We start from the raw sequence: 24,891 nt of genomic DNA on the forward strand, positions 1-24,891 counted from the left end.
TCAATGAATCTGACTGAACCCCGCGAGCTGGCCCCCTTGCTTGAAGCTTTTTTGTTGGCCTCGGGAAAGCCGCAATCGATGGAGCGCCTGTTCGAGCTTTTCGAAGAAGGCGAGCGGCCGGAACCGGCCGTGTTCAAAAAAGCCCTGACCCTGTTGGGCAAGTCCTGCGAGGGGCGGGCCTTCGAGCTCAAGGAAGTGGCTTCCGGTTATCGCCTGCAGATCCGCGAGAAATTCGCGCCGTGGGTTGGGCGCCTATGGGAAGAGCGGCCCCAGCGCTATTCCCGCGCCATGCTCGAAACCATGGCTCTGATCGCCTACCGCCAGCCGATCACTCGCGGCGAGATCGAGGATGTGCGGGGCGTGGCGGTCAACAGCCACATCGTCAAGACCCTGCTTGAGCGTGAGTGGATCCGGGTCGTCGGTTACCGCGACGTGCCGGGCAAACCGGCGATGTTCGCCACCACCAAGGCTTTTCTCGATCATTTCAACTTGAAAAACCTCGATGAGCTGCCTCCGCTGGCCGAACTGCGGGAACTGGAGCCCGAGCCGATGCTCGAGTTCGACGACGCCCCGGTGCCCCAGGGTTTGCAAGACCTGGCCGATGCCAGTGCCGAACCGGAGGAGCCGAAGGAAGAAACCAGTTTCCATTCGTTGCTGCTGGAACTGGACACTATGGAAGAGGGGCTCAAGACCGATTTCGACGACTTGCTGCGTGACGGTCCGGAACCTGAGGGCGAGGCGCCTGACAATGAAGTTGAACCCGCGGCCGAGCCTGAACCCGAAGAGGACGTGCTCGGAGTTGCCGAAGCCCGGGAAAAACTGCTGGCTGCTGTAGCTGCCCTTGAGCCGCACGTACCCGAGCCTGAGCTGAGCGACGAGGAAGCCGAAGCCCGGGCGCTGGCTGAAGCGATCGAAAACGAACGTCGCCAGTTTGACGATTGACCCAGCTCATACTGCACCCTCTGTGGGAGCGGGCTTGCTCGCGAAGACGGCGGCACAGTCAACATCACCTCCAACTGACTCACCGCTTTCGCGAGCAAGCCCGCTCCCACAGTGGAATATGGAGAGTATGGAAAATGGCTTGCAACCGATCGGCGGAAATCGCGTCGGGCACCCATAGATCAGCTACTCTCTGATGCGCAAACGCCTCAACGGGCGTATGATTCGCGACCCTTTGGCGAACCTTGCGCCAAACGACCCTTTTCAAGACCACACCGGGAGGTGCCCAGCATGAAAGACCAAGACAAGAACGACAGCCACGAAATCGGTCCCGCAGGCGAGAAACTGCAGAAAGTCCTCGCCCGTATCGGCGTCGGCTCGCGCCGCGACGTGGAAGCCTGGATCACCCAGGGCCGGATCAAGGTCAACGGCAAAGAGGCCACCTTGGGCCTGCGCGTCGACATGCACGACGCCATCACCATCGATGGCAAGGTGATCAAGCGCGAAGAGGCCGCCGAAACGGTGCGCCGCGTGATCATGTACAACAAACCCGACGGCGAGATCTGCACTCGTGACGACCCGGAAGGCCGTCCGACCGTGTTCGACAAGATGCCGCGTCCGAAAGAAGGTCGCTGGATCAACATCGGCCGCCTCGATATCAACACCACCGGCTTGCTGATGTTCACCACCGACGGTGAGCTGGCCAACCGTCTGATGCACCCGTCCTACGAGATGGACCGCGAGTACGCCGTGCGCGTACGCGGTGAGGTCGACGATGAGATGATCGAGCGCTTGAAGGCCGGCGTCGTGTTGGAAGACGGCCCGGCGCGCTTCACCGACATCAAGCAGGCGCCCGGTGGTGAAGGTTTCAACCACTGGTACCACTGCGTGGTGATGGAAGGCCGTAACCGTGAAGTGCGTCGCCTGTGGGAATCCCAGGGGCTGGTGGTCAGCCGTCTGAAGCGCGTGCGTTTCGGCCCGGTGTTCCTCAATTCCGACCTGCCGATGGGCCGCTGGCGCGAAATGAGCCAGCAGGAAGTCGACATCCTGTCGGCCGAAGTTGGTCTTGCGCCGGTGACAATGCCGCAGATGACCGCCAAGAGCAAGGACAAGCTGGAGCGGATGCAGCGTAAATCCTCGCGCCCGATGGGCAAGACCGAGCGCGTACGGACCTTGCGTCCAGCGGCTGAGGGCGCAGCGCCTGCCCCACGTGCTCCACGCGAGCCGCAGATCGAAGGCGAACGTCCGGCCCGCAAGCCGGGGCCTCGTCAGGATGGTGAGCGTGGTCCACGCACGCCGCGCCCGGCCAACGGCCGGACTGAGCGTGGCGAAGGTCGCGGTACCCCGGTGGCTGAACGCCCGGCCGACGTCAAGCGCCCGGCCAAGCCGACCTCGAAGAAACGCCCGGCCATCACCTTGGTGGATCGTGACGCGCCGTCGGGCAAGCGTCGTGGCGCACCGGCGGGTTCGGGGCAGCGTCCTGGGTTTGGGCGTCGCAAGCCGGAGTGAGGCGGGTTTGAGCTGCTAGCGGCAAGCTGCAAGAAAAAACGCCAACCGTAGGGTTGGCGTTTTTTTTTGGTCTGGCTTGAGTGATGGGGTGTAGCTGAGACCGCTTTCGCGAGCAATCCCGCACCCACATTGGGGCGGTGGCGTTCACCAACCTTCCATTCACTGAGATAACTGTGGGAGCGGGCTTGCCCGCGAAGGGGCCCGCAGTCCCAACCATACTCTTCCAGACCCACCCCTCGCTTGCCGCTTGAGCTTGCCGCTCAACGCTGCCCTTAAAACACAAACCGCCCATCAAACATCGGCTCATTATCCAGCGCCAGCATACCGCTCTCGAAAATCAGATCCAGGTGATGGCTGCCCTTGGCGCCGCCACCCAGTCCCAGGTGCAGGCCACAATGTCGCTCCTCGAACCCGGCGTTGCGGGCATACAGGCTCTTGACCCCTTCGTTGGTGCCGATCCCCAACTCTTCGATGCGCCGGTTGGACGGGTTGGCGTCCAGGTAGCGGTTGAAGTCGTGTTCCAGGCCTGGCACCTCGGTAGCGATTTTCTGAATGGTGGAGTCTTCGATCCACAGCTCCAGGGGCGACTGCAGCACGCCATATTTGCGTGCGAACGGGATGGTGCTCAGGAATGTGCCGACGAAACTCACCCGGCCATTGATGGTGTCACTGTGAGTGGCGATTTCACCAGGGGCCAGGTCGTAATTGCCGAGGCCGTTGATGTCGGTCCACTTCTTGACGCTGTCCAGTGCCGTATCGAAGTACGAGCCGTGCTCGTCCTGGAAGCTCAGCGTGCTTGCTTGTGACATGCGCCGGATAAGATGACTGTTGAGCCCGGCGATACGTTGCGGGATGACGCTGAAGGTGTCGTAGAAATATTCGCCGTAGTCCTTGAACAACAGCGATTTTTTCCAGTTGTCCGCCATCACGCCTTGCAGGGCGCGGACGAAGTCCGGACCGTCAGGCCGTGGATGGGGCAAGGTGGAAGAGTCGTAGAAGAAAATATACAGATCGCTGTCGGCAATGGCCTTGGACAGACGCTCGGTGGATTCGAGGTCCAGACGCATGGCGCTGAAGCGGAAGGGTGATCCGTTGCCGGCTTGTTCGGCAATGGCGCCGGTCAGGGCTTCGTAGTCGGCGGTATGGCCGAGCAGTACCTTGGCGGGCTGGATGCCGGCCAGGGCGGGGTGGTGTTCGAGGTAGTAAAGGAAATGTGAGATGGCTCGTTGAGTGTCCATACTTGTTTTCTTCCTTGATGAATGAGCGTCCCTGACAACCTGCTGAAAGTGGCGGAGCCGACCGGCCGGATCAACTCCGCCGGGTTGCGCTTACAGAGGCCACATCGCCGTGCCGAACGGAACGACGGCGTCGGCTTGCATCATTTCAACGGCGGCTTCATGGGTTGGCGCTTCAAACCATTCGTCCAGTTGCAGTTCGGTTTCCAAGTCTTTGTCCAGTGCTTGCATAGTGAATCTCCTAGATGACTTTTACGGAAAGTTGCGGGTAATCCGGTGAGTGAAAGCTGACCGCATCAGGCCCCGCAGGGCTTGCCGGCACGATGCCTGGGCAAGTCGCTAAAACCTAGTCGACGGGATTTTGGAATGCAAAAAATAATTTTATTTTTTTTGAGATGAACTTTTTATTCTATTTCTCGCAGATTTTTTTGCTTTTTTAAACAGCCACCTGCAGGGGTCAGGTGTTAGGAAACTTCCTACCGTCAATTTGTATACGGACTACAGAAAATTCCTACGTGGAAAAATTTCGTTACGCATCGTAAAGGAATGCTTACGAAAAGCGTGCGCCTGCTCGGTTTGTAAATCTCCTCCAGATGAATGTAAGAAAAAGCTTCCAGCAGACCTTTCATACGTCGTGCCGTAAGGTGTTGGCCGGCTTGTTTCCAATCCATGAGGAGGGTCATATGCGCCTCATGCCTTGTCAGGTGTCTAGTGGCCTGTGTGGCTAATTCGTGTACTCAAATTAGCCGTACAGGCCACTACAGCCAAGGGTCGGCGGTGTACAATGCGCCGCGTTTTACTGTGACCCTTCGCGTACCCACGCACCTTCAAGGTTATCCGCCTTGCTCATTCCGCCACGCCACAAGCGTGTCGGGTTCGATTTCGTCACAGATAAAAACAAACAGGTGACGCATGACCGGTGTAAATACAGGCGAGCTGAAACGCGGCCTGAAAAATCGACATATTCAATTGATCGCCCTCGGCGGCGCGATCGGTACCGGCCTGTTCCTGGGCTCGGCGGGGGTGCTGAAATCAGCCGGCCCGTCGATGATCCTGGGCTACGCCATCTGCGGCTTTATCGCCTTCATGATCATGCGCCAGTTGGGCGAAATGATCGTCGAAGAGCCGGTAGCCGGTTCTTTCAGCCACTTTGCCCACAAGTACTGGGGCGGTTTCGCCGGGTTCCTGTCGGGTTGGAATTGCTGGATTCTGTATATCCTGGTGGGCATGTCCGAGCTGACGGCCGTGGGCAAGTACATCCATTACTGGGCACCGGACATTCCGAGCTGGGCCTCGGCGGCGGCGTTTTTCATCCTGATCAACGCCATCAACCTGGCCAATGTCAAAGTCTTCGGTGAGGCCGAGTTCTGGTTCGCGATCATCAAGGTCGTGGCGATTGTCGGCATGATTGCCTTGGGCAGCTACCTGCTGGTCAGTGGCCATGGCGGCCCGCAAGCTTCGCTGACGAACCTGTGGTCACACGGTGGGTTCTTCCCCAATGGCGTGAGTGGGCTGGTGATGGCGATGGCGATCATCATGTTCTCCTTCGGTGGCCTGGAAATGCTTGGTTTCACCGCCGCCGAGGCCGACAAGCCGAAAACCGTGATTCCCAAGGCCATCAACCAGGTGATCTATCGGATCCTGATTTTCTACATCGGTGCCCTGGTGGTGCTGTTGTCCCTGACCCCTTGGGACAGTTTGCTGGCCACGCTCAATGCCTCCGGCGATGCCTACAGCGGTAGCCCGTTCGTGCAAGTGTTCTCGATGCTGGGCAGTAACACGGCGGCGCATATCCTCAACTTCGTGGTGCTGACCGCCGCGCTGTCGGTGTACAACAGTGGTACCTACTGCAACAGCCGCATGCTGCTGGGCATGGCCGAGCAGGGCGATGCGCCCAAGGCCCTGGCCCGGATCGACAAGCGCGGCGTGCCGGTGCGTTCGATCCTTGCCTCGGCGGCGGTGACCCTGGTGGCGGTCTTGCTGAACTACCTGATCCCGCAGCATGCGTTGGAGCTGCTGATGTCGCTGGTGGTCGCGACTCTGGTGATCAACTGGGCGATGATCAGCTACTCGCATTTCAAATTCCGCCAGCACATGAACCAGACTCGCCAGGTGCCGCTGTTCAAGGCGCTGTGGTACCCCTATGGCAACTACATCTGCCTGGCGTTCGTGGTGTTCATCCTCGGCGTGATGCTGATGATTCCCGGTATCCAGATTTCGGTATACGCGATTCCGGTGTGGCTGGTGTTCATGTGGGTGTGCTACCTGATCAAGAACAAGCGCAGTGCCCAGCATGGATTGACCGTAGCGGCTGCCAAGTAGGCATCCTTGAGATACCCCAAACCCGGCTGAATGCCGGGTTTGTTTTTTTCTGGTCCAGTCCAATCCCTGTGGGAGCGGGCTTGCTCGCGAAGGCGTTGTTACATTCAATATTTTTGCTGACTGACACGCCGCTTTCGCGAGCAAGCCCGCTCCCACAGAGGATTCGGGGTATTCTGTGGGGCCTGATACCGGACGCTTTCCATGCTGGCGATTTCCAACAACGTGCACATTCCCGATGCCGAGATCGAGCTGACGGCCATCCGCGCCCAGGGCGCCGGGGGGCAGAACGTCAACAAGGTCTCCAGCGCCGTGCACCTGCGCTTCGACATTCCTGCTTCGTCGCTGCCCGAGTTCTACAAGGAGCGGCTGCTGGCCCTGCGTGACAGCCGCATCACCAGCGATGGCGTGTTGATCATCAAGGCCCAGCAGTACCGGACACAGGAACAGAACCGGGCCGATGCATTGGAGCGCCTGGCCGAGCTGATCCTCAGTGCCACCAAGGTCGAGAAGAAGCGCCGTCCGACCAAACCGACCCTGGGCTCGAAGACGCGTCGCCTGGAGTCCAAGAGCAAGCGTGGTTCGATCAAGGCCGGGCGGGGCAAGGTGGATTTTTAGTTTCTATTGCGTTCCTCGCGATACCTCGGCGCCTGCCGGTACAGGTAGATGCTCAACGCCAGGCCGCCGAGCGCTGCCAAGGCCGCGAACAGGAAGATCGAGGCAAAGCCAAACCCTGCTGCAATCGCGCCGGCCAATGGTCCGGTGATCCCCAGTGACAAATCAATGAACAGCGAATAAGCGCCCACCGCCGCCCCACGGCTGGAGGCCGGTACCAGATTGACGGCCTCGACACCCAGTGCCGGGAATACCAGCGAAAAACCGAAGCCGCTCAACGCTGCGCCCGCCAGTGCCCACTGCGCATCGGGTGCCAGCCATAGGAGCAACAAGCCAAGGGTTTCCACTGACAGGCAGGCAATTGCTACCCGAAAGCCTCCCAGGCGGTTGATCAGATTGCCGAACAGCAGGCGTGCACCGATGAAGCAGGCACCGAACAGGCTCAGGCACAGCACCGCGTTGTCCCAATGTTGGGTCGCGTAGTACAGGGTAATGAACGTGGCGATGGTGCCGAAACCGATGGAACCCAGGGCCAGGCCGCTGCCATGGGGCAGGACACGCCCCAGTACATGCATGAACGGTAGGCGCTCGCCGGCAACCACGGGCGCGGCGGTTTTCGGCCAGGCCAGCGCCACCCCCAGCACGGCCAGCAGGATGATGCTGACGCCCATGCTCCACAGTCCCAGGGACTTGACCAGCCACACCCCCAGTGGTGCGCCTATCGCCAGCGCGCCATAACTGGCGATGCCGTTCCAGGAAATCACCTTGGCGGTATTCGCGGCGCCGACCCGGCCGATGCCCCAGCCAATCGAGCCTGAGCCCACCAGGCTTTCCGCGCTGCCCAGCACCAGGCGACCGATCAGCAGACTGGTCAGGCTCAGCGTCGGCAGGTCATGAGTCCAGGCCGAGACCAGCATGAACACACCGCTCAGCCCACACCCGGCCAGGCCGAAGATGACGGCGCGCTTGCTGCCCAGGTTGTCGATGATCTTGCCCGCGTAAGGGCGGCTGAGCAGGGTGGCCAGGTACTGGACACTGATCACCAGCCCGGCGATGACCGCGCCAAAACCTAATTCGCCATGGACGAACCCGGGCAGCACGGCCAGGGGAATGCCGATATTCAAATAGCCGATGAAGGTGAAGAGAACGATGGAAACGACTTGCAGCGTGACCGCCAGGGGGCGCTGGGAATCTGACATGGGAAAAGGTCCACGGAGCAGCTGGATAGATAGGCTGCTTATGATAACGGCGCGCGTAGAAATGAGGCGTGGGAAAGTAAAACTATTTGCCTGTCAGGCCTCGTTTTGCCCGGCGACCAGGTGTGTGGTGACCAACGCGGCGAGGGCATTTTCCTCGGTGCCGAAACGGGCCAGCAGCGTGGCTTGTTTCTCTGGCGAAAGGCGCGTCCAGATCTCGACCATTTTTTCAGTGGTGCCGATCAGCACACTGGCCTGGGCTTCGCTGAAGTTGTCATCGGTCATGGTCGGGGCTCGGATTCAGGCAGTGTGGAAAGCGCATCTTAGGCTCTGTACGAAAAGACTTGAGACGAAGGTCAGGCAAGGCGAAAACAGCCGGGCAAGCGCAGTGTACTGGAGTACATGAGCATTGCGAGGCTGTTTTCAACGCAGCATGAACGAGTATCAAGGCTTTTCGTCCAGAGCCTGCGCTTTCCACACGGTCTGGTGGTGCTGATGGATCAGTCTTCGCTGTCGGCCTGGCGGCGTTCAGTGGCTTCTTTGGGCTCGGGTTGCCGGGCGTCTGGTTGCCCTGCGGCCTGTAGCGTGGTCGTCTGCTCAGTGTCGTGCAGGCTTGGGAAGGGGAGATTAGGAATCTCGTGCATATCGCGCTCCTCGCAAAGTCTGTTGGTAGATCTGGTAGATCCTCGCTTCTGTAAAGCCCGGGCAGGATACCGCAGGAAAGATGACAGAAAGACTTTTAAATCCTGTTGTACCGACAGATGGGGTTGTCTAGACAGGTCAGCTCACTGGTCTTGTTGCTTGCGAAATGCCCAGCGGCCGGCGATCAAGGTGAAGGTCGCCACCAGTGCCACGAGGATCCAGAAACCTTCAGGGTCAGTGGCCAACGGCACGCCGCCGACGTTCATGCCAAAGAAACCGGCGATGATGTTGATGGGCAAAGCCAGTACCGTGACCATCGTCAGGGTGAACAAGGTGCGGTTGGTCTGTTCGTTGAGGTTGGCGGCGATTTCTTCCTGCAACAGCTTGATCCGTTCGCCCAGCGCGGTGAGGTCGTTGATGATCAAGGCGAACTCCTCGGTGGATTTGCGCAGCTCCTTGACGTCTTCTTTCTGCAGCCACTGCGGCGGCCGGTTCAGCAGGCGCAGCAATGAGCCGGGCTCCAGCGCCAACAGGCGTTGCAGGCGCACCAGCACCCGGCGTTGGGCGCCGAGTTCGGCGCGGTTGGTGGACAGGCGCGAGGAGAGCAACTGATCCTCGATCTGATCGACGCTGAGGCTAGTCTTGCGCACGATCTGGGTCAGTACTTCGCCCTGGTCGCGCAGCAGGTGCACGAGCAGTTCCACGGGTGAGCGAAAGCACTCACCGGCCTTGACCGATGAGCGCAGCTTGTCGACCGAGTGCAGGGGTTGCAGGCGTGCGCTGACAATCAGTCGGCTGTGGACGCAGACCCACAAGGTCGAGACGTCCGAAGAGACCAGGTTGCTCAGGTTGAACACGACATCGTTCACCACCGCCAGCAATGCCGAGTCCACATGTTCGATGCGGGTCGAACGCGAACCTTCGTGCAAGGCTTCGAAAAACTCCTGGGGCAAGGCCAACTGACTTTTCATCCAGCGCTCGCAGGCTGCATGCGCCAGGTTCAGGTGCAGCCAGAGGAATTCATCGTTGTCTTGTGGTTGCTGCAGGCTTTGCAGGGCCTGGGCCGAATCGATTTCCCGCCCGCGCTCGCCGGGACGGAAACGAAACCCGTAGAGCAGGCCGAACAGGTCCGGGTCGCGGTGGCTTTGGTCAATGCTGTGGTTCATGAAGGCTCGCTGGCGGGAAGTGCCTGTGGTGGCTACAGGTTCACTTGGGCGAGATCATGGCAAGAAATCTTGATGGTTTTGTGACAGTTGTGCGGTGTGGGAGCGGATTGATAGATGAATAAAAAAGCCGCGCAACCTGACGATTGCGCGGCTCTTTTTAATCCTTTTTGTCGAGTTCGTTTTTCAGGACTCCGCCGGTGGCTGCGTTGAGCTCAACTTCATACTCTCTGCCGTCGGGGTAACGTACTTCAACTTCGTATTCATAGCCGTTGAAGCGCTTATCCAGCTCAGGGAGGCCGTGGGTCGCTCCCGGATGCAACTTCTCGACTTCTTGTTTCAGCTGTTCCATCGGCAGGATCTTGCCTTCCTTGACCAATTGAGGGATATGTTCAGGTCGAACATCATCATCCGCGTGGGTCAGGCCGGCAGTCAGGGTCAGGGCCGCAGCGGTGAACAGGGCAGTCAAAGTTTTCATAAGGTCTTTCCTTGGGTGTGTCGTTTAAGTGGGATCAGATTAACTGTGGCAACTTAATTCACCCTTAATTTGAAAAAACCTTTGCGCGGGACTGCTGAAGTAAGGTTTGTTGGGATAAGAACTGCGACAGCCTGTGGGAGCAAAGCTTGCTCGCGATGTGGGCAGTACGGTTTCAGTACAGCCGCATTATCGTTCGTCGCAAGCAAGCTTTACTCCCACACTTGATCAATAACCGTTCTTCTCCAGCAACTGCGTCACACTGCCAGTTTCGGGACGCTTGAAATACTTGAGCAATTCACTGGCCCGGTTGGTGAAAATGCCATCCACGCCGGCCTCCATCACTTTCTTGAAGTCCACCGGCTCATCCACAGTGTAGACATGCACCAGCAAACCCTGATCGTGGGTGTATTGGTTCATCCAGGGCTGCACCAGGTCTGAATAACTCTGGCTGCCGCCGTGGGTCAGCGCGGCGGATGGTCCGGTGCCGATGACGCCCTGGGCCTTGGCGTACTGGACCCATTTCTCGAACTCGGCGCGGTCCTTGGGTTGTTGCTTGGCGTAGTAAGCCGCCTTGTCGGTTTCACCGGACTCGGCAAATGTCACCTTGGACTTGGGCTCTATGTTGCCTTCACCCACCCACAGCAACAGGACCTTCGGTACCTTCGGCATCTCTTTGTGCAGCAGTTCGAGACTGCTCTTTTCGAAGGTCTGCAAGACCACTTTGCCCTTGCCCTGGCCTACGCCGGTAGCACTTTTGGCCAACTTGGAGCCGGCCGGACTCAGCCAGCCGCGGTCCTGCAGTTTATCCTTCAGGTCGCGTTCGATGCCGGGGAACAGCTTCGGCTCCTTGGTTTCGATGTACAGCCCCGGTTTGTGCTGCGGATTTCCCTCGGCGATGTCGATGACTTCATCGAGGGTCAGGATCTTCAGCCCCGCGAACCCGGGACGCGCGCGGTCCGGGTAGGCGGTGTTGAACCAGCTGCCGGCATCGAGGGTCTTGAGCTCGGCCATGGTGAATGCGTTGGCGCTGCTGTCCTTGCGCTCGGGGAACTTGGTCGCGACGTCCGTGGTGCGCAGCAGGCTGTCATCGTGCAACACGAACAGCACGCCATCCTTGCTGCGTTGCAGGTCCAGTTCCAGATAATCGGCGCCGAGGTCGCGGGCCAACTTGTAAGAGGCTGCGGTGGATTCCGGTGCATCGAACGAAGCACCACGGTGAGCGATCACCGCCGGGTGGGGAATACCCTGGCGAGTGGCCAAGGCCTTGGGGTTCGGCGCCTCGGCGGCCGATGTCTGACCGACGCCGAGCAACAGGCTCAACATCAACACGCTACGGGTAAAGGTGACGGGCATGCTCGAGATCCTTTCGTCGTTGTGCAAAGCCTATCTTTTAACAACTGAACGCTCTGAGCGCTATCGCCAAACTTACATAAAGCTTCGGGAAACAGATTTTTCCCACATCTTTGCAGGCGGTTTGCAGTACCCTTGGCCGCAGCAGTTTCCCCGGCAGAGGGAAACCTGAAGCGACATTCGCCTGCCCTGCGTGTAAACCATCGATCAGACGTCCCGCGGGACGCATCCATGAGGTTTACCATGCGCACCACTTCAACCTTCATCTGCCAGGCCGCCGATCAACTCAAGGGCTTTGTCGGCCTGAACCGCAAGACCGGCCAATACATCGTGCGCTTCAGCGAAGACGCCTTCGGCATGGACGTGGCCGCCGACGGCATCATTCCGACCTGCGAGTTCGTCTGGGTGGCTGTCACGGACGGCACCATGATCCTCAAACGCGAGCGGATCCAACTGCTGTTGGACCAGAACATCGATGATCGTCTCAACCTCACCGAACCTTTGCGGGTGTACATGGCACGCAGCGACCTGCCGGAAATCGTAGCGATGCGGCAGTTGGTCGAAGGCTGATCCACCGCTATCGCGAGCAGGCTCGCTCCCACAAAGGATTTGTGGTGGGCTTGCCGCTCACGCCGCCTCCCTCGCACACGCTTCGACAAAGGCTTTGATCAGCGGCGGCACCCGATTTTCCAACGCTGCGCGTTCAGGCTGGAACAGGGTCGCGACAAAGAATGGATGATCTCGCAGCTCCACGGCCCGCAACTCGCCGGCCGAATCCCGGGCCACGGCATGCAGGCGGCCACCCAGCAAATCCCGCTCAAACACTGGATTGACCCCAAAGCGGCAACGATAGCCTTCGAACACTGTCTGGCGGCCATAGGCCTTGGCAGTCAGCGATTGCGCATCAAGCTGAAGACTGTCGATGGTTTCGACCAAGGCACAGCTCAGCGGTGTCAGCAGTGCCCGTTGCGCTTCTGGGGAGGTTTCGCCGTGGGCGGCATCGGTCCAGCCCATCACGTGGCGCGCGTATTCCAGCACGGCGTGCTGAAACCCACCACAGGTGCCGAGGAATGGACGACGCTGTTCGCGGGCAAAGCGAATGGCGTGCAAGGCGCCTTGTTCGTTTCGGTAGGGGCTGCCGGGTACGCACCAGATGCCGTTGAAGTCGGCCAGAGGGGTAGCGTCAGTGATCAGATCCGTCGCCAACCATTGAAAGCCAACGTCATGGCCGGTTTGCCTGCTGGCTAGGTCAAGTGCGATGGGAATGGCTCTATGGGCCGTTATCTGCGGGTCGTGGTCGCCGATCAGGGCGATGTGCAAAGGGCGCTGGATTTTCATGGAGGGCTCACCGCTTGTTGATTGCTGACCGCCACTATAGATTGGCGTTCACGCACTCAATATTGGCGTTTATCCAAGTGTTCAATGCATCGGCGCATTATCGTCTGGAGTATTCCGATCTCTCCCTGATCCTGGCGTTGGTCCGTGGCGGCTCGCTGGCTCGGGCTGCGCGGCTGTTGGACGTGGATGTGTCTACGGTGTTCCGCTCGGTACGCCGACTTGAGGCGGCCCTGGGCCAACCCTTGTTCGAAAAAAGCCGTGCCGGGTATTTGCCCACGAGCCTGGCCCAGACACTGTCCGAACAGGCCGAGCGCGCCGAGCAGGCCCTGGAGGCGGCACGTATCGGTGTGGAGCAGGGCGGTGAGGTGGTTACGGGCACCGTGCGCCTGACCTGCACCGACTCGGTCCTGCAAGCGTTGCTGCTGCCCGCGCTGGCGCGGTTCATGCCGGCCTATCCGGCATTGACCCTCGAATTGAGCACTTCGAACGACTTCGCCAACCTGAGTCGCCGCGACGCCGACATTGCCTTGCGCCTGACCCGCACACCGCCGGAACATCTGGTGGGGCGACATCTGGGCGATGTCGTCTACCGAGTCTGCGCAAGTCCGACATACCTGTCTGGCGCGAATCTGGATGACTTGGCGTCCCTGATCTGGATCGCGCCGGACGACTTCCTCCCCGATCACCCCACCGTGGCCTGGCGCCGACAACACTTTCCCGGGGTGATGCCGGCCTATCGCTGCAACAGCATGCTCTCTGTCGCCGAGTTGGCGCGGGCCGGTCTGGGCGTCGCGGCGCTGCCGGACTTTCTGATCGGTGAAGGTCAGGGACTGATCCCCTTTGGTGAGCCGCTGGATGGGCATGACACGGCGCTCTGGCTGCTGACACGGCCAGACTGCCGCGCCTTGCGTTCAGTAGTGACACTGTTCGACGAGTTGGGGCGTAGTCTGCGGCAGCGCTGATGTTTCATGAGCGGAACGCGCTGGGTTAGATGATGATCGCCTAATAGTTATAGTGCCTTTAGCACCAGCCTCAGGCGGAGAACATCATGGCGACCCCTTACCAATCCACCCCCGTAGCTCCTGTTGATCACTTGCGTTTTCATCGGCCTCACGCGCATCTGGGACCCACCTTCGGGAATGATCGCTTTGCGCTACGGGCGGAGGCGTTCGCGCGTTTTTTCGGCACGCCGATGTTCCTTGGCGCGCAAACTCTGATCGTGCTGATCTGGGTAGGCTTGAACCTGTCGGGCGTCGTGCATTTCGATGCCTACCCGTTCATTCTGCTCAACCTGGCGTTCAGTCTGCAGTCGGCCTATGCCGCCCCGCTGATCCTGTTGGCGCAAACCCGCCAGGCCGCTCGGGACAAAGCCCAGGCGGAAGCCGATGCCCAACATCGCGAAGCCCTGGCCATTGCCAACACCGAGCGTCAAGCCCAGGCCGCGCACAATACGGCGCAGTTGCTCGAATTGTTGGAGCAGAACACCCGCCTGACGGAAATGACCAAGGCACTGACGGAGCGTATCGACAGCTTGACCACTGAGATGCACCAGAAATTTGTCAACACGCCCCCAGAACAGTAAACCTCATACCGCGTTCGTGGCGAGGCGCTCAAGCCTGGTAGCAAATCAGGAACATGTCGAGGGCTGACTCGATCACCTGCGCTTGTTCTTCATGGGGCAGGCTCGGCTGACCCATGGAAATCTGTGGCCAGAAGGCGAAGGTCTTGATCAGCCCGTGCATTTGCTGGGCAGCAAATTCCGGTTCCACGGGCTTTAACCGGCCATCGACCTGGGCTTGGCGAATCCAGGTGGTGAGGCCTTCTTCACGCTGTCCCATGCGCGAAACCATGTTTTGGGCCCGCTCTGGAGAATGTATGGTCGCGGCGATAGCGATACGCGCCAGATCGAGGAAGTGCTCGTCTGACATCACCCGCAGCTTGGCTTGCAGTAACCGATGCAATTGCTCACGCAAAGGCTCCAGCGGGTTGTACGTCATCTCCTGCTCGGCGGTAATGCTGTTCCATAGCCGATTCAGGATTTCAGCGAACAACTCTTCCTTGCTGGGAAAGTGGTTGTACACCGTACGCTTCGACACTCCGGCGGTTGCCGCGATCTTGTCCATGCTGGTGACCTCGAAACCGTTGCTGCGAAACTCGGCAATCGCGGCCTGGAGAATGGCTTCGCGTTTTCGTTCGGTAAGGCGTTGCGGTACGGTCATGGGCATTCGTCGGTTGATGAGCGTGGAATTACACTTGGTAGTTTACTTGCTCCCGGGATTCATGCAATCTAGAAACTACACCGAGTGGTGTAGATTTAGTGTGGGCGGCTGAGTGTAGATCTCGCAGTCACCCATGTCCCGCAACGGCGAAGCGTACTTTCGGCGACGCCCTTGGAGTTATCGCACCATGAGCACTCCTGCTTCCTCGACCGACAGCACGGCTGCCAGCCCTGCCTCCCGACACGAACAAGGGAAGTTTCGCAATCACGCCCATACCCCACGAGAAGGGTTCGGCCAAATGCTGCGCATCATCTGGAACATGCTGCTCCACAAACCGCGCACCACCCGTCCGGCGGGTGCCATCACCGTCCAACCGCTGACACGCGCCGAACTGTTGGCAGCGCCGAACCAGAGTGTGTTTCGTCTCGGCCATTCCACGGTCCTGCTTAAATTGCGCGACAAATTCTGGATCACCGACCCGGTTTTCTCCGACCGTGCCTCGCCTGTGCAGTGGGCCGGACCCAAGCGTTTCCATCAGCCGCCCATCAGCCTGGACGAGCTGCCGCCGATCGAGGCGGTGATCCTTTCCCACGACCATTACGACCATCTCGATCACCAGGCCATCCTCAAGCTTGCCGCCAAGACCCGGTACTTCCTGACGCCCCTTGGCGTGGGTGACACCCTGGTCAAATGGGGCATCGAGGCCAGCAAGGTACGTCAGCTGGATTGGTGGCAACGTAGCGAAGTGGATGGCATCGAGTTCATTGCCACACCGTCGCAGCATTTTTCCGGTCGCGGCCTGTTCGATGGCAACAGCACGTTATGGGCGTCATGGGTGATGATCGACGGCGGCACGCGGATCTTCTTCAGCGGCGACACCGGTTATTTCGACGGTTTCAAGCGCATCGGCGAGCGATACGGTCCCTTTGACCTCACGCTGATGGAAACCGGCGCCTATAACGTCGATTGGCCCCATGTCCACATGCAGCCGGAGCAGACCCTCCAGGCTCATATCGACCTCAGGGGCCGTTGGCTGCTGCCGATTCACAATGGCACGTTCGACCTGGCGATGCATGCCTGGTTTGAACCCTTCGACCGCATCCTGGCCCTGGCCTGGGAGCGCAATGTGTCCATCACCACGCCGCAAATGGGCGAAGCCTTCACCCTGACCCATCCGCATCGTGGCCGTGCCTGGTGGCTGGATGTAGAGGCCTCGGCCTATCAGAACCAGGCTGGCGCGGCCTGATACCCGATGCAACGATCCCGCTATTCGATCATCGCATAGTCGGGCCGCCCCGCCGGGTCTGGCGTGGCGCCCTTGATGTTCATGCCACGCCCCGGTGCAAAGCCGGGGAAGAACACCAAGCCTTCGGCTTCAAGGCAGAATGCGAGCGCCAGGCGCGTTACATCGAGCAACTCGCCTCCCGCTTCGAAGCGCCGGATAGCCTTGACCGAAACCCCGGATTGTCGGGATAGCTCCTCGACGCTCCAGCCCAGCATGGCGCGGGCCTGTGCGCTGTGGGCAGGGGTGAATTGATAGACAGCGATGCGTTCCAGGGTGGTTTTGATTGCGAGAGAGGCCATGGGATTCTCCAAAGCAGTGGATTCAAAAATACTGTGTTTTTGTACAGTTGTTTTGAGGCCGGATCAATCTCATTTTTTTGATCAATGACCAGCGGTCTTCAGCCAAGCCACTGCGCGGTACCCTAGCCATCAGCCAACCCCGGCGCCTCCCGAATAATGAAGTGGTCCAGGTTCTCGATATTGGCGCTGAACACCCCGAACGTCTGTTCGGGATTTTTCTTGCTCGGTACCTGCTTGAACCCCGGCGTTACGCCATAAAAGAAACAATACAACGGCGCTTCACTGTCGACGGCGTGCTTGATCTCTTCCAGGAATGCCTTGCGCTTGCGGTAGTTGTCGATCAGCTTCTTGCTCAGGTAAACGTTGACCGAGTAAGGCTTCTTCTTCGCGTCGTCCGCTTGCTTGAACCAGACCTTCTGTTCGAAATCGATGCGAAAGCTCTGGGTGTAGTCCTTGATCTCCTTGATCTTCCCCCAGTAAATCAACCCTTTGTTATCCAGCAGGTACTCGATCTTCTTGAAGAACGACGCGTAGGGCGCCGTGTGTTCGCCAATCTTCAGCGGCATGCGCTTGAGCAGGTCCTTGTCGGCAAAGTTCGAAACAAAACATTCCACCGGGTGGGCGAAGACACTGGTCTTGTCCGGCGCCGAATCACGGCTCGGGTGCTCGACATGACTGGCAGGCGAAGGCGCTCGCTCATTGCCCATGGAGTCCGCCACCACCGCCAGGTTGGATGGCTTGCGCACATACTCACGGCGAGTCAGCAGCAACTCCGACGGAAAATGCTCCTCCCGACCGTCATCCATTTCCGCACCTTCCGCCTCCAGCCCTGCGGCCGGTGCTTTCAGGCTGACGTAAGGACAGCCTTCTATGTGCCGCGTGCTGGGGATGTTCTTGAAATGCGGCGTACGCACGTAGCGCACGTTCTTGGCATTGAACGTCCCCAGCACATTCTCCACATCAAACGCCGCCCGACAGGCATCGTTGGGACACTGGAAATGCTCTTTCGCGGAATCGAAGGCCACCGTCTCGTCAAAATTCAAATCGCGCACGTCATAGATCGACAGCTTTTCGTCGAGGCTGAGGCAGTAGGCGAGGTCGAATTTCATGAGGGCTCGGGTCCTTGAGGGGAGGGTATTAATAGCGAGTGGTGGGGCGGGTTGCACTGAATGTTTTCAATGCATCGTAAAAATGTCAGACAGTCAGCCCGATCGTTCTGCCTATCGAAAATATCCTGCTCAGGTTAACTTGGCTAATCCGATGGAGGTGTTGGATGAGTGAGCGGGTACAAGTGAACATGCGCGAAGCTAAGTCCATGCTCTCCCTGCTGGCTGAGCGTGCATGGCGTGGCGACAAGGTGGTGATCACCAAGGACGGCAAGCCTTATCTGGACCTGTTGCCTCATGTCGATTCATCTCGGGCGCGTAAACCTGGGCGGTTGAAGGGGAAAATTTGGATATCTGCTGATTTTGACCAGCCTACCGAAGATATAGGGTAATCGGCATCATAATGCCGGATATGAGTGCGAATGCTCATGTAACCGGAATTATATTGCTGGGAGTGAATAGCTGTTGCTTATGGTTGAACGAGAATTTTGATGGAAGAGAATCCCGGCGAACGGCGCAAGATGCTCATTGAAGACATCGTGATGCAGCACGCGATGGGGAACGAAACCCTAGGAACCGCTGTTCGCCGGCTAAGGCTCGAGGTGACCGGTCTAGACCAAGACACCTTTGCACTGATGTGTAAGATGTCGACCAAAGCCCTGTACCAGATCGAGAAGGACAAGGGCAATCCGACCCTTAGCACCATCGAATCGATTTTGAGGAAGTTCGGGCTGCGCTTGGGGCTGACCACTGCCCTCCAAACCATTTATGCGCCGCCGCCTGAACCGCGCAAGCCTGCCGCTAACGCGCCGATTCGTGGGGCTAAGCCTCGGCGAAAGCCGGCGGGTTAGCGCCGAACATCTGAGCAGGTGGGATTTCAGGCTCCTCACCAATGCACGCCTCGTCGAACTCGCCCATGGTGGTCTCGTCGATAGCGCCGATTTTCAGCAGGGCTTCAGCCGAGCTATGAATCGACTCGAAGGCCACACTTTTAAACGCGTTAGCCATTAAATATCTCCAGTAGAAGTTGGACTGAAGCCTTGCCCATCCCGTGGGGCTGCGAAGCAGCCCCGCTTTAACTAAATGTCGTCACTCAACTATCAGCCGCTCAACCCTTTCATACAACGACAGAGTAAATGCCTCTCTATCACTGGCAAGATGACAACGCCGATGACAGTTCGGACACAACGCAACGGCATTAGTAATACTGTCCGACCCTCGCTGAGCCAAATGCTTCACATGATGCACTTCAAGGAACGGCAACCCATCCACCTCGAACGGTGCCTTCTGGCCACAACCTTCGCAGACACCTTTCGCCAACCCAGCAACCCACGCCCGAACCTTCGGATCCCGAACGTAGGCTGTCGTAGCCGTGCTGACCTGCGGCGGATTTGGATTCCCTGATGGCTCGACCTTGAGTCCGTTTTTTTGAAGCCTGGAGGCTCGGCTGATCAAAGTTCGTTGATCAGATGTCGGAGCAACTTCATCGGCGCCAGGTATTACCTTATTGGCGAGTACCTTGCGGATCCGTTGAGCCACACCCGCCCCGATGTTCTTGGCAGGCATGTAGCCGCTGATGCGCCGCAAACCCATCTGTTCCAACACCGCCGAGATATTTTGCATACGGTATTCCACCGATGAGGCACTGCGCTTGCTCAGCGGTCCATCACGTAAAAGCTGGTTCTCAACCGACTTCTTGAATGTCTGGCCGCTTAACTCGCGGGCGAGCATCATCAAGTACGCATCGATCGAAGCCTCAAGCTCGTCATCGCTCCAGCCACTTTTTTCAGTTGGTGTGTCCATACAGCCGCCGAGGTTGAAAATCCTCGGACGATACTGACTGGCCATTACCCCTGTCTATGAAAATTCCTACATAACAAACTGAGCTTTCGCTCGGAATGCTCCTAGGATGCCGAATGCCCAGAGACACGTGAAACACCTCAAGCAACCGACGCCACCATGGCTTTGCTAACACCGCCTGGCCTCGCGTCCGATTCAATAACAGATAGGGGATATCTCGAAGCCAGAATCTGTTCTGGCGTAAACACGGTTGATTCTGCAAATGCAAAAAACCCCGTTTTCACGGGGTTTTTAGTAGGGCGTCAACTGACAGGCAACTCAGGATTATCAATCCCAGCTAAGTGCACCACCCGTCTGATACTCAATCACCCGCGTCTCAAAGAAATTCTTCTCTTTCTTCAAGTCCATGATCTCGCTCATCCAAGGGAACGGGTTAGTCGTGCCTGGGTACTCTTCTTTCAGACCAATCTGCGACAACCGACGGTTGGCGATGAACTTCAGATAGTCCTCCATCATCGCCGCATTCATTCCCAACACCCCGCGAGGCATGGTATCGCGTGCATATTCGATCTCCAGCTGAGTCCCTTGCAGAATCATCTGGGTCGCTTCTTCCTTCATCTCGGCATCCCACAAATGTGGGTTTTCGATCTTGATCTGGTTGATCACGTCGATGCCGAAGTTCAGGTGCATGGATTCGTCGCGCAGGATGTACTGGAACTGCTCGGCGACGCCGGTCATCTTGTTGCGGCGGCCCATGGAGAGGATCTGGGTGAAGCCGCAGTAGAAGAAGATGCCTTCCAGGACGCAGTAGTAGGCGATCAGGTTGCGCAGCAACTCCTTGTCGGTTTCCGGGGTGCCGGTTTCGAACTTCGGATCGGAAATCGAGCGGGTGTACTTCAGGCCCCAGGCGGCTTTTTTCGCGACCGATGGGATCTCGTGGTACATGTTGAAGATTTCGCCTTCATCCATGGCCAGCGATTCGATGCAGTACTGGTAGGCGTGGGTGTGGATCGCCTCTTCGAAGGCCTGGCGCAGGATGTACTGGCGGCATTCCGGGTTGGTGATCAGGCGGTATACGGCCAGGACCAGGTTGTTGGCCACCAGGGAGTCGGCGGTGGAGAAGAAGCCCAGGTTGCGCATTACGATGCGGCGTTCGTCGTCGGTCAGGCCTTCCGGGTTTTTCCAGAGGGCGATGTCGGCGGTCATGTTGACTTCTTGCGGCATCCAGTGGTTCGCGCAGCCGTCCAGGTACTTCTGCCAGGCCCAGTCGTATTTGAAAGGTACGAGCTGGTTGAGGTCGGCGCGGCAGTTGATCATGCGCTTTTCATCGACGGCGACACGGGCGGAGGCGCCCTCGAGTTCGGCGAGGCCTTCGGCGACGTCGAGTTTGTCGAGGGCGGCTTTGGCGCGAATGATCGCGGCCGAGTCGCTGGCCGTCACGGCGCGGGCTTCGAGCGCGGCGGCACCGCCGGCGCTGTCGAGGCGGTCCATGTTGGCTTCAGAAGCGTGGCCGGCATTGGCGCCTTTTACAGCGACTTCGCCATCTTCTTTGTCGAATTCGTCCCAGCTCAGCATGACGTGTCGTCTCCTGCGTGAGGGCCAGAAGCCTGGTAAGGGCCTGCTGGCGGCGGTGGATCTTGGAAAATCGTTTCTTGCAGCTGACGCAGGCAATAAACAGAAAAATGTACGGGTCATGCTGAAGCGGCGGTGAACGCGAAAAGGCGAGGGGCCTTTGCGTGGGCTTCAGGCTGGCTTGATCCCCTGTAAGGGAATATTGCAGGCCCGTTTAAGGCGGCATTATAAGGACTTTTTTGCCTACGTGGTGCGGCGAAATCGCCCACGGAGGGCGTGCTGGGGGGGCGTATTCGCGTTGGAGCGAGGGTTTACAAGGCTTTGGCGGTTATAGATTTTTTTTGCATGAATCGAATGACATGATTTTTTGATCAAAAAACGACCTGTTTTTGCGTTTTTACACTACATGTTGTGTTTGGGGAGGGTTTTCGACGTCGCCAGACACAACCAGGCCCGATCAAATCGGGCCCTGAAAAATAGCGGTAATGATCAGCCGTCCGAACAGCCGTTGCCCATGACGCTGTAGCGCAGGATATGACGTTGGCCCTTGGAGTCTTCGTATTCCATTTTTGCCGGGACCACTTCGCAGACGTTCGGGACAGCGCTCATGGAGATGATTCTGGCGATGTCCAGGTGGGTGGAGTAGGTGTACTCCTCAATGGCGGTTTTTTGCCGGGCGACATCGGTCGGGGCCTCGTCTGCCATCGCCGTTGCGCAAAGGCTGCCGAGGACCAGGACCCATAAAGCTTTCATCTGATTTCACCTTTCTTGAGGTCGAGTGGGGTCACGCAACCTTTTTGGGGTTGCGTGTGGAGCAGGTTTTGGGAAGTTGATTAACGGCCTTCGTGGGGGCTGTGTTGCGTCAATCATGTTTGCCGGTTGGCGAGATGGATTCTAGGGCGCGGGGATTGATGCAAACAGACCGGGTTTTGATAAAGACTTTTGGTTGATTTGGTAATAATCGCTGACGGCTGAAGAGTGCCTGTTAACTCTGTGTTGGATTGGCTGGCGTCATCGCGAGCAGGCTCGTTCCCACAAGGGAATGGGTTGTGATTATGGTCTTGCACGTTTGTACCGACATTTTGTAGGGACTTGTTACTACCATCGTCGAATGGTTCTATAGGCCCGCCCCGGGCTACAACGGGACCATACAAAAACAACTATGTCACCGAGGTAAGAAACATGAGTGCGGCTTCTCTGTATCCCGTTCGTCCCGAGGTAGCAGCCAGTACGCTGACTGACGAGGCGACCTACAAGGCCATGTACCAACAGTCGGTGGTCAACCCGGATGGCTTCTGGCGCGAGCAGGCCAAGCGCCTCGACTGGATCAAGCCGTTCACTACGGTGAAGCAGACGTCCTTCGACGATCACCATGTCGATATCAAGTGGTTTGCCGACGGCACCTTGAACGTTTCCTATAACTGCCTCGACCGTCACCTGGCCGAGCGTGGTGATCAGGTCGCGATTATCTGGGAAGGCGATGACCCGGCCGAGAGTCGCAAGATCACTTACCGTGAACTGCACGAAGAAGTGTGCAAGTTCGCCAACGCCCTGCGCGGCCAGGACGTGCATCGCGGCGACGTGGTGACGATCTACATGCCGATGATCCCCGAGGCTGTGGTCGCCATGCTGGCCTGTACCCGCATCGGCGCGATTCACTCGGTGGTGTTCGGTGGTTTTTCGCCGGAAGCACTGGCCGGTCGCATCATCGACTGCAAATCCAAAGTGGTGATCACCGCCGACGAAGGCGTTCGTGCCGGCAAGAAGATCCCGCTCAAGGCTAACGTCGACGACGCGCTGACCAACCCGGAAACCAGCAGCATCCAGAAAGTCATCGTGTGCAAGCGCACCGCGGGCAACATCAAGTGGAACCAGCATCGCGACATCTGGTACGAAGACTTGATGAAGGTGGCGGGCACCGTGTGCGCGCCAAAGGAAATGGGCGCTGAAGAAGCGCTGTTCATCCTCTACACCTCCGGTTCCACCGGCAAGCCAAAGGGCGTGCAACACACCACGGCCGGCTACCTGCTGTACGCGGCCATGACCCATGAGCGCGTGTTCGACTACAAGCCGGGCGAGATCTACTGGTGCACCGCCGACGTCGGTTGGGTCACCGGCCACAGCTATATCGTCTACGGTCCGCTGGCGAACGGCGCGACCACCCTGTTGTTCGAAGGCGTGCCGAACTACCCGGACATCACCCGGGTGGCCCAGGTCATCGACAAGCACAAGGTCAATATCCTTTACACCGCGCCGACCGCTATTCGCGCGATGATGGCCTCGGGCACCGCGGCCGTCGAAGGCGCCGATGGCAGCAGCCTGCGCCTGCTGGGTTCGGTGGGTGAGCCGATCAATCCGGAAGCCTGGGACTGGTACTACAAGAACGTCGGCAAGGAACGTTGCCCGATCGTCGACACCTGGTGGCAGACCGAAACCGGTGGCGTGCTGATCAGCCCGCTGCCAGGTGCCACGGCGTTGAAACCGGGTTCGGCCACGCGTCCGTTCTTCGGCGTGGTGCCGGCACTGGTGGACAATCTCGGCAACCTGATCGAAGGCGCGGCCGAAGGCAACCTGGTGATCCTCGATTCGTGGCCAGGCCAGGCGCGGACGCTGTACGGCGACCACGACCGTTTCGTCGATACCTACTTCAAGACCTTCAGCGGCATGTATTTCACCGGCGACGGTGCGCGTCGCGATGCCGATGGCTACTACTGGATCACCGGTCGGGTGGATGACGTGCTCAACGTGTCCGGCCATCGCATGGGCACGGCCGAGATCGAAAGCGCCATGGTCGCCCACCCGAAAGTCGCCGAAGCGGCGGTGGTCGGTGTGCCGCACGATATCAAGGGGCAGGGCATCTATGTCTATGTCACCCTCAATGCCGGCGAAGAAACCAGCGAAGCCCTGCGCCTGGAGCTGAAGAACTGGGTGCGTAAGGAGATCGGTCCGATTGCTTCGCCGGATGTCATCCAATGGGCGCCAGGGCTGCCGAAAACCCGCTCCGGCAAGATCATGCGCCGTATCCTGCGCAAGATCGCCACGGCGGAATACGACGGGTTGGGTGATATCTCCACGCTGGCCGACCCGGGTGTGGTGGCGCATTTGATCGAGACACACAAGACCATGAACGTCGCCTGACGACGGTTCGTGTCACCTGAAAGCTCCGCCCGGTAATTGCCGGCCGGGGCTTTTTTTCGACTTGCCTTTACTCAATGGCAAGCTGAGCCACCGCTATTGCGAGCAGGCTCGCTCCCACATTGGTCCGGGGCGGCTCCCAATATCCAGTCGCCGCAGATCCCCTGTGGGAGCGAGCTTGCTCGCGATGACGGTGCTCCGGTCAGCACAGGATCCACAGACAGGCTGCCTTCGCGAGCAAGCCCGCTTGTGTCTTGCTCTGCGATTAAACTGATGGTGAGAGCGGTGAGTGGCAAGCTGAATGCCCGGAGTGCTTAAAGCACGTGTGGGAGCCCATGCTGCCACTCACCTCTCCACTCTGGTCATTGAGCCCGAACAGTTGAACGAGCCCACCTCGAACAGTTACAAGCGTGGGCCAAGCCAGAGCGCTCTCACTTTGAGTGTAAGAGGGTTTGGCTATGTTTTCCTATGCCGGTATTGATGTTTCCAAGGACAGTCTCGAGGTTCAGGTCAATCTGCTGGAGGCCGGGATTAGATGCCCTAATGCCGAAGGTGATTTTCCTGGGTTGATTGGATGGCTGATGCTGCACCAGGTGGGTCGCGTGTTACTGGAGGCCACTGGCGGTTATGAGCGCAAAGTCATGAAGGCACTTCAGGCTGCGGGCTTTGACGTCATACGGATCAACCCATG

Annotated in this window: 29 protein-coding genes; 13 read left to right on the forward strand and 16 right to left on the reverse strand. The window is 58.7% G+C overall.

Annotated features, from left to right (window positions below):
- Positions 1 to 3 precede the first annotated feature (3 nt).
- Both scpB and rluB read left to right on the forward strand, forming a co-directional pair.
- Positions 4 to 942: an SMC-Scp complex subunit ScpB gene (scpB, locus tag FBY02_RS06510; protein ID WP_144924881.1), complete on the forward strand. Its 939-nt coding sequence runs from the start codon at positions 4 to 6 to the stop codon at positions 940 to 942.
- Positions 943 to 1,230: 288 nt separating this feature from the next.
- On the forward strand, positions 1,231 to 2,448 hold the full coding sequence (rluB, locus tag FBY02_RS06520; RefSeq protein WP_144924889.1) for a 23S rRNA pseudouridine(2605) synthase RluB: 1,218 nt from the start codon (positions 1,231 to 1,233) through the stop codon (positions 2,446 to 2,448).
- 272 nt (positions 2,449 to 2,720) lie between these two features.
- Here the strand turns inward: rluB and FBY02_RS06525 are convergent, their stop codons facing one another.
- Positions 2,721 to 3,686 carry a leucyl aminopeptidase gene (locus FBY02_RS06525; RefSeq protein WP_144924892.1) on the reverse strand — a complete coding sequence of 322 codons (966 nt, stop codon included), beginning with the start codon at positions 3,684 to 3,686 and terminating at the stop codon, positions 2,721 to 2,723.
- 90 nt (positions 3,687 to 3,776) lie between these two features.
- The gene (locus FBY02_RS28070; RefSeq protein WP_003178782.1) at positions 3,777 to 3,914 is read right to left on the reverse strand and encodes a hypothetical protein; all 138 of its coding nucleotides are present in this window, start codon (positions 3,912 to 3,914) and stop codon (positions 3,777 to 3,779) included.
- Between the two features lie 681 nt (positions 3,915 to 4,595).
- On the opposite strand from FBY02_RS28070, the gene FBY02_RS06530 reads away from it, so the two are divergent.
- Together FBY02_RS06530 and arfB are read left to right on the forward strand one after the other, a co-directional pair.
- Entirely contained in the window at positions 4,596 to 6,005 is a 1,410-nt protein-coding gene (locus FBY02_RS06530; protein ID WP_144924895.1) for an amino acid permease, read from the forward strand.
- A gap of 201 nt (positions 6,006 to 6,206) precedes the next feature.
- Positions 6,207 to 6,620, forward strand: a complete 414-nt coding sequence (gene arfB, locus FBY02_RS06540) for an alternative ribosome rescue aminoacyl-tRNA hydrolase ArfB (RefSeq protein ID WP_041020761.1) — start codon at positions 6,207 to 6,209, stop codon at positions 6,618 to 6,620.
- On the opposite strand, the gene FBY02_RS06545 is transcribed toward arfB, so the two are convergent.
- The 6 genes from FBY02_RS06545 to FBY02_RS06565 form a co-directional block, all read right to left on the reverse strand.
- A complete protein-coding gene (locus tag FBY02_RS06545; protein ID WP_144924898.1) occupies positions 6,617 to 7,816 on the reverse strand; it encodes an MFS transporter in 1,200 nt (399 codons plus the stop codon). The two genes, arfB and FBY02_RS06545, sit on opposite strands and share 4 nt — an antisense overlap.
- Positions 7,817 to 7,909: 93 nt before the next feature.
- On the reverse strand, positions 7,910 to 8,098 hold the full coding sequence (locus FBY02_RS06550; protein WP_144924901.1) for a hypothetical protein: 189 nt from the start codon (positions 8,096 to 8,098) through the stop codon (positions 7,910 to 7,912).
- Between the two features lie 215 nt (positions 8,099 to 8,313).
- Complete coding sequence (locus tag FBY02_RS28075) at positions 8,314 to 8,457, reverse strand: hypothetical protein (protein WP_178111823.1); 144 nt, start codon at positions 8,455 to 8,457, stop codon at positions 8,314 to 8,316.
- Positions 8,458 to 8,598: 141 nt separating this feature from the next.
- Entirely contained in the window at positions 8,599 to 9,621 is a 1,023-nt protein-coding gene (locus FBY02_RS06555) for a transporter (protein ID WP_144924904.1), read from the reverse strand.
- Between the two features lie 157 nt (positions 9,622 to 9,778).
- On the reverse strand, positions 9,779 to 10,096 hold the full coding sequence (locus FBY02_RS06560; RefSeq protein WP_144924907.1) for a PepSY domain-containing protein: 318 nt from the start codon (positions 10,094 to 10,096) through the stop codon (positions 9,779 to 9,781).
- Between the two features lie 225 nt (positions 10,097 to 10,321).
- A complete protein-coding gene (locus tag FBY02_RS06565; RefSeq protein WP_144924910.1) occupies positions 10,322 to 11,449 on the reverse strand; it encodes a glycerophosphodiester phosphodiesterase in 1,128 nt (375 codons plus the stop codon).
- Here FBY02_RS06565 and FBY02_RS06570 point away from each other — a divergent pair.
- Complete coding sequence (locus FBY02_RS06570; protein WP_144924913.1) at positions 11,448 to 11,618, forward strand: M3 family metallopeptidase; 171 nt, start codon at positions 11,448 to 11,450, stop codon at positions 11,616 to 11,618. The two genes, FBY02_RS06565 and FBY02_RS06570, sit on opposite strands and share 2 nt — an antisense overlap.
- A gap of 71 nt (positions 11,619 to 11,689) precedes the next feature.
- Positions 11,690 to 12,016, forward strand: a complete 327-nt coding sequence (locus FBY02_RS06575; RefSeq protein ID WP_144924916.1) for a DUF2025 family protein — start codon at positions 11,690 to 11,692, stop codon at positions 12,014 to 12,016.
- 57 nt (positions 12,017 to 12,073) lie between these two features.
- Here FBY02_RS06575 and FBY02_RS06580 read toward each other — a convergent pair whose 3' ends face one another.
- Positions 12,074 to 12,784 (reverse strand): CTP synthase, encoded by a 711-nt coding sequence (locus FBY02_RS06580; RefSeq protein ID WP_144924919.1) that lies wholly within the window; start codon positions 12,782 to 12,784, stop codon positions 12,074 to 12,076.
- 14 nt (positions 12,785 to 12,798) lie between these two features.
- On the opposite strand from FBY02_RS06580, the gene FBY02_RS06585 reads away from it, so the two are divergent.
- Positions 12,799 to 13,746 carry a LysR family transcriptional regulator gene (locus FBY02_RS06585; protein WP_144924922.1) on the forward strand — a complete coding sequence of 316 codons (948 nt, stop codon included), beginning with the start codon at positions 12,799 to 12,801 and terminating at the stop codon, positions 13,744 to 13,746.
- Positions 13,747 to 13,832: 86 nt separating this feature from the next.
- On the forward strand, positions 13,833 to 14,366 hold the full coding sequence (locus FBY02_RS06590; RefSeq protein WP_144924925.1) for a DUF1003 domain-containing protein: 534 nt from the start codon (positions 13,833 to 13,835) through the stop codon (positions 14,364 to 14,366).
- 28 nt (positions 14,367 to 14,394) lie between these two features.
- Here FBY02_RS06590 and FBY02_RS06595 read toward each other — a convergent pair whose 3' ends face one another.
- Positions 14,395 to 15,003, reverse strand: coding sequence for a TetR/AcrR family transcriptional regulator (locus FBY02_RS06595; RefSeq protein WP_144924928.1), 609 nt, complete (start codon positions 15,001 to 15,003; stop codon positions 14,395 to 14,397).
- A 187-nt stretch (positions 15,004 to 15,190) separates the two neighbouring features.
- Here FBY02_RS06595 and FBY02_RS06600 point away from each other — a divergent pair, with 187 nt between their 5' ends.
- Complete coding sequence (locus tag FBY02_RS06600) at positions 15,191 to 16,249, forward strand: MBL fold metallo-hydrolase (RefSeq protein ID WP_144924931.1); 1,059 nt, start codon at positions 15,191 to 15,193, stop codon at positions 16,247 to 16,249.
- A 20-nt stretch (positions 16,250 to 16,269) separates the two neighbouring features.
- Here FBY02_RS06600 and FBY02_RS06605 read toward each other — a convergent pair whose 3' ends face one another.
- Complete coding sequence (locus FBY02_RS06605) at positions 16,270 to 16,587, reverse strand: helix-turn-helix transcriptional regulator (protein WP_024779566.1); 318 nt, start codon at positions 16,585 to 16,587, stop codon at positions 16,270 to 16,272.
- A 122-nt stretch (positions 16,588 to 16,709) separates the two neighbouring features.
- Positions 16,710 to 17,696 (reverse strand): hypothetical protein, encoded by a 987-nt coding sequence (locus FBY02_RS06610; protein WP_144924935.1) that lies wholly within the window; start codon positions 17,694 to 17,696, stop codon positions 16,710 to 16,712.
- A gap of 164 nt (positions 17,697 to 17,860) precedes the next feature.
- Between FBY02_RS06610 and FBY02_RS06615 the strand changes: the two genes are divergently transcribed.
- A complete protein-coding gene (locus FBY02_RS06615) occupies positions 17,861 to 18,085 on the forward strand; it encodes a type II toxin-antitoxin system Phd/YefM family antitoxin (protein ID WP_144924938.1) in 225 nt (74 codons plus the stop codon).
- 99 nt (positions 18,086 to 18,184) lie between these two features.
- A complete protein-coding gene (locus tag FBY02_RS06620) occupies positions 18,185 to 18,544 on the forward strand; it encodes a helix-turn-helix domain-containing protein (RefSeq protein ID WP_144924941.1) in 360 nt (119 codons plus the stop codon).
- On the opposite strand, the gene FBY02_RS06625 is transcribed toward FBY02_RS06620, so the two are convergent.
- The 4 genes from FBY02_RS06625 to FBY02_RS06640 form a co-directional block, all read right to left on the reverse strand.
- Entirely contained in the window at positions 18,516 to 18,701 is a 186-nt protein-coding gene (locus FBY02_RS06625) for a hypothetical protein (protein WP_144924944.1), read from the reverse strand. The genes FBY02_RS06620 and FBY02_RS06625 overlap by 29 nt on opposite strands.
- An 81-nt stretch (positions 18,702 to 18,782) precedes the next feature.
- On the reverse strand, positions 18,783 to 19,496 hold the full coding sequence (locus FBY02_RS06630; RefSeq protein ID WP_144924971.1) for an HNH endonuclease signature motif containing protein: 714 nt from the start codon (positions 19,494 to 19,496) through the stop codon (positions 18,783 to 18,785).
- Between the two features lie 324 nt (positions 19,497 to 19,820).
- Complete coding sequence (locus FBY02_RS06635; protein WP_024776511.1) at positions 19,821 to 21,068, reverse strand: ribonucleotide-diphosphate reductase subunit beta; 1,248 nt, start codon at positions 21,066 to 21,068, stop codon at positions 19,821 to 19,823.
- 486 nt (positions 21,069 to 21,554) lie between these two features.
- A complete protein-coding gene (locus tag FBY02_RS06640) occupies positions 21,555 to 21,818 on the reverse strand; it encodes a DUF2790 domain-containing protein (protein ID WP_144924947.1) in 264 nt (87 codons plus the stop codon).
- A gap of 429 nt (positions 21,819 to 22,247) precedes the next feature.
- Here FBY02_RS06640 and acs point away from each other — a divergent pair, with 429 nt between their 5' ends.
- Positions 22,248 to 24,203, forward strand: coding sequence for an acetate--CoA ligase (acs, locus tag FBY02_RS06645; protein ID WP_047701102.1), 1,956 nt, complete (start codon positions 22,248 to 22,250; stop codon positions 24,201 to 24,203).
- A 455-nt stretch (positions 24,204 to 24,658) separates the two neighbouring features.
- A partial coding sequence (locus tag FBY02_RS06650; RefSeq protein ID WP_144924950.1) for a transposase occupies positions 24,659 to 24,891 on the forward strand: 233 nt, incomplete at its 3' end.

Origin of the sequence: Pseudomonas sp. SJZ078 (assembly GCF_007828255.1) — a bacterium.
Classification (GTDB): domain Bacteria; phylum Pseudomonadota; class Gammaproteobacteria; order Pseudomonadales; family Pseudomonadaceae; genus Aquipseudomonas.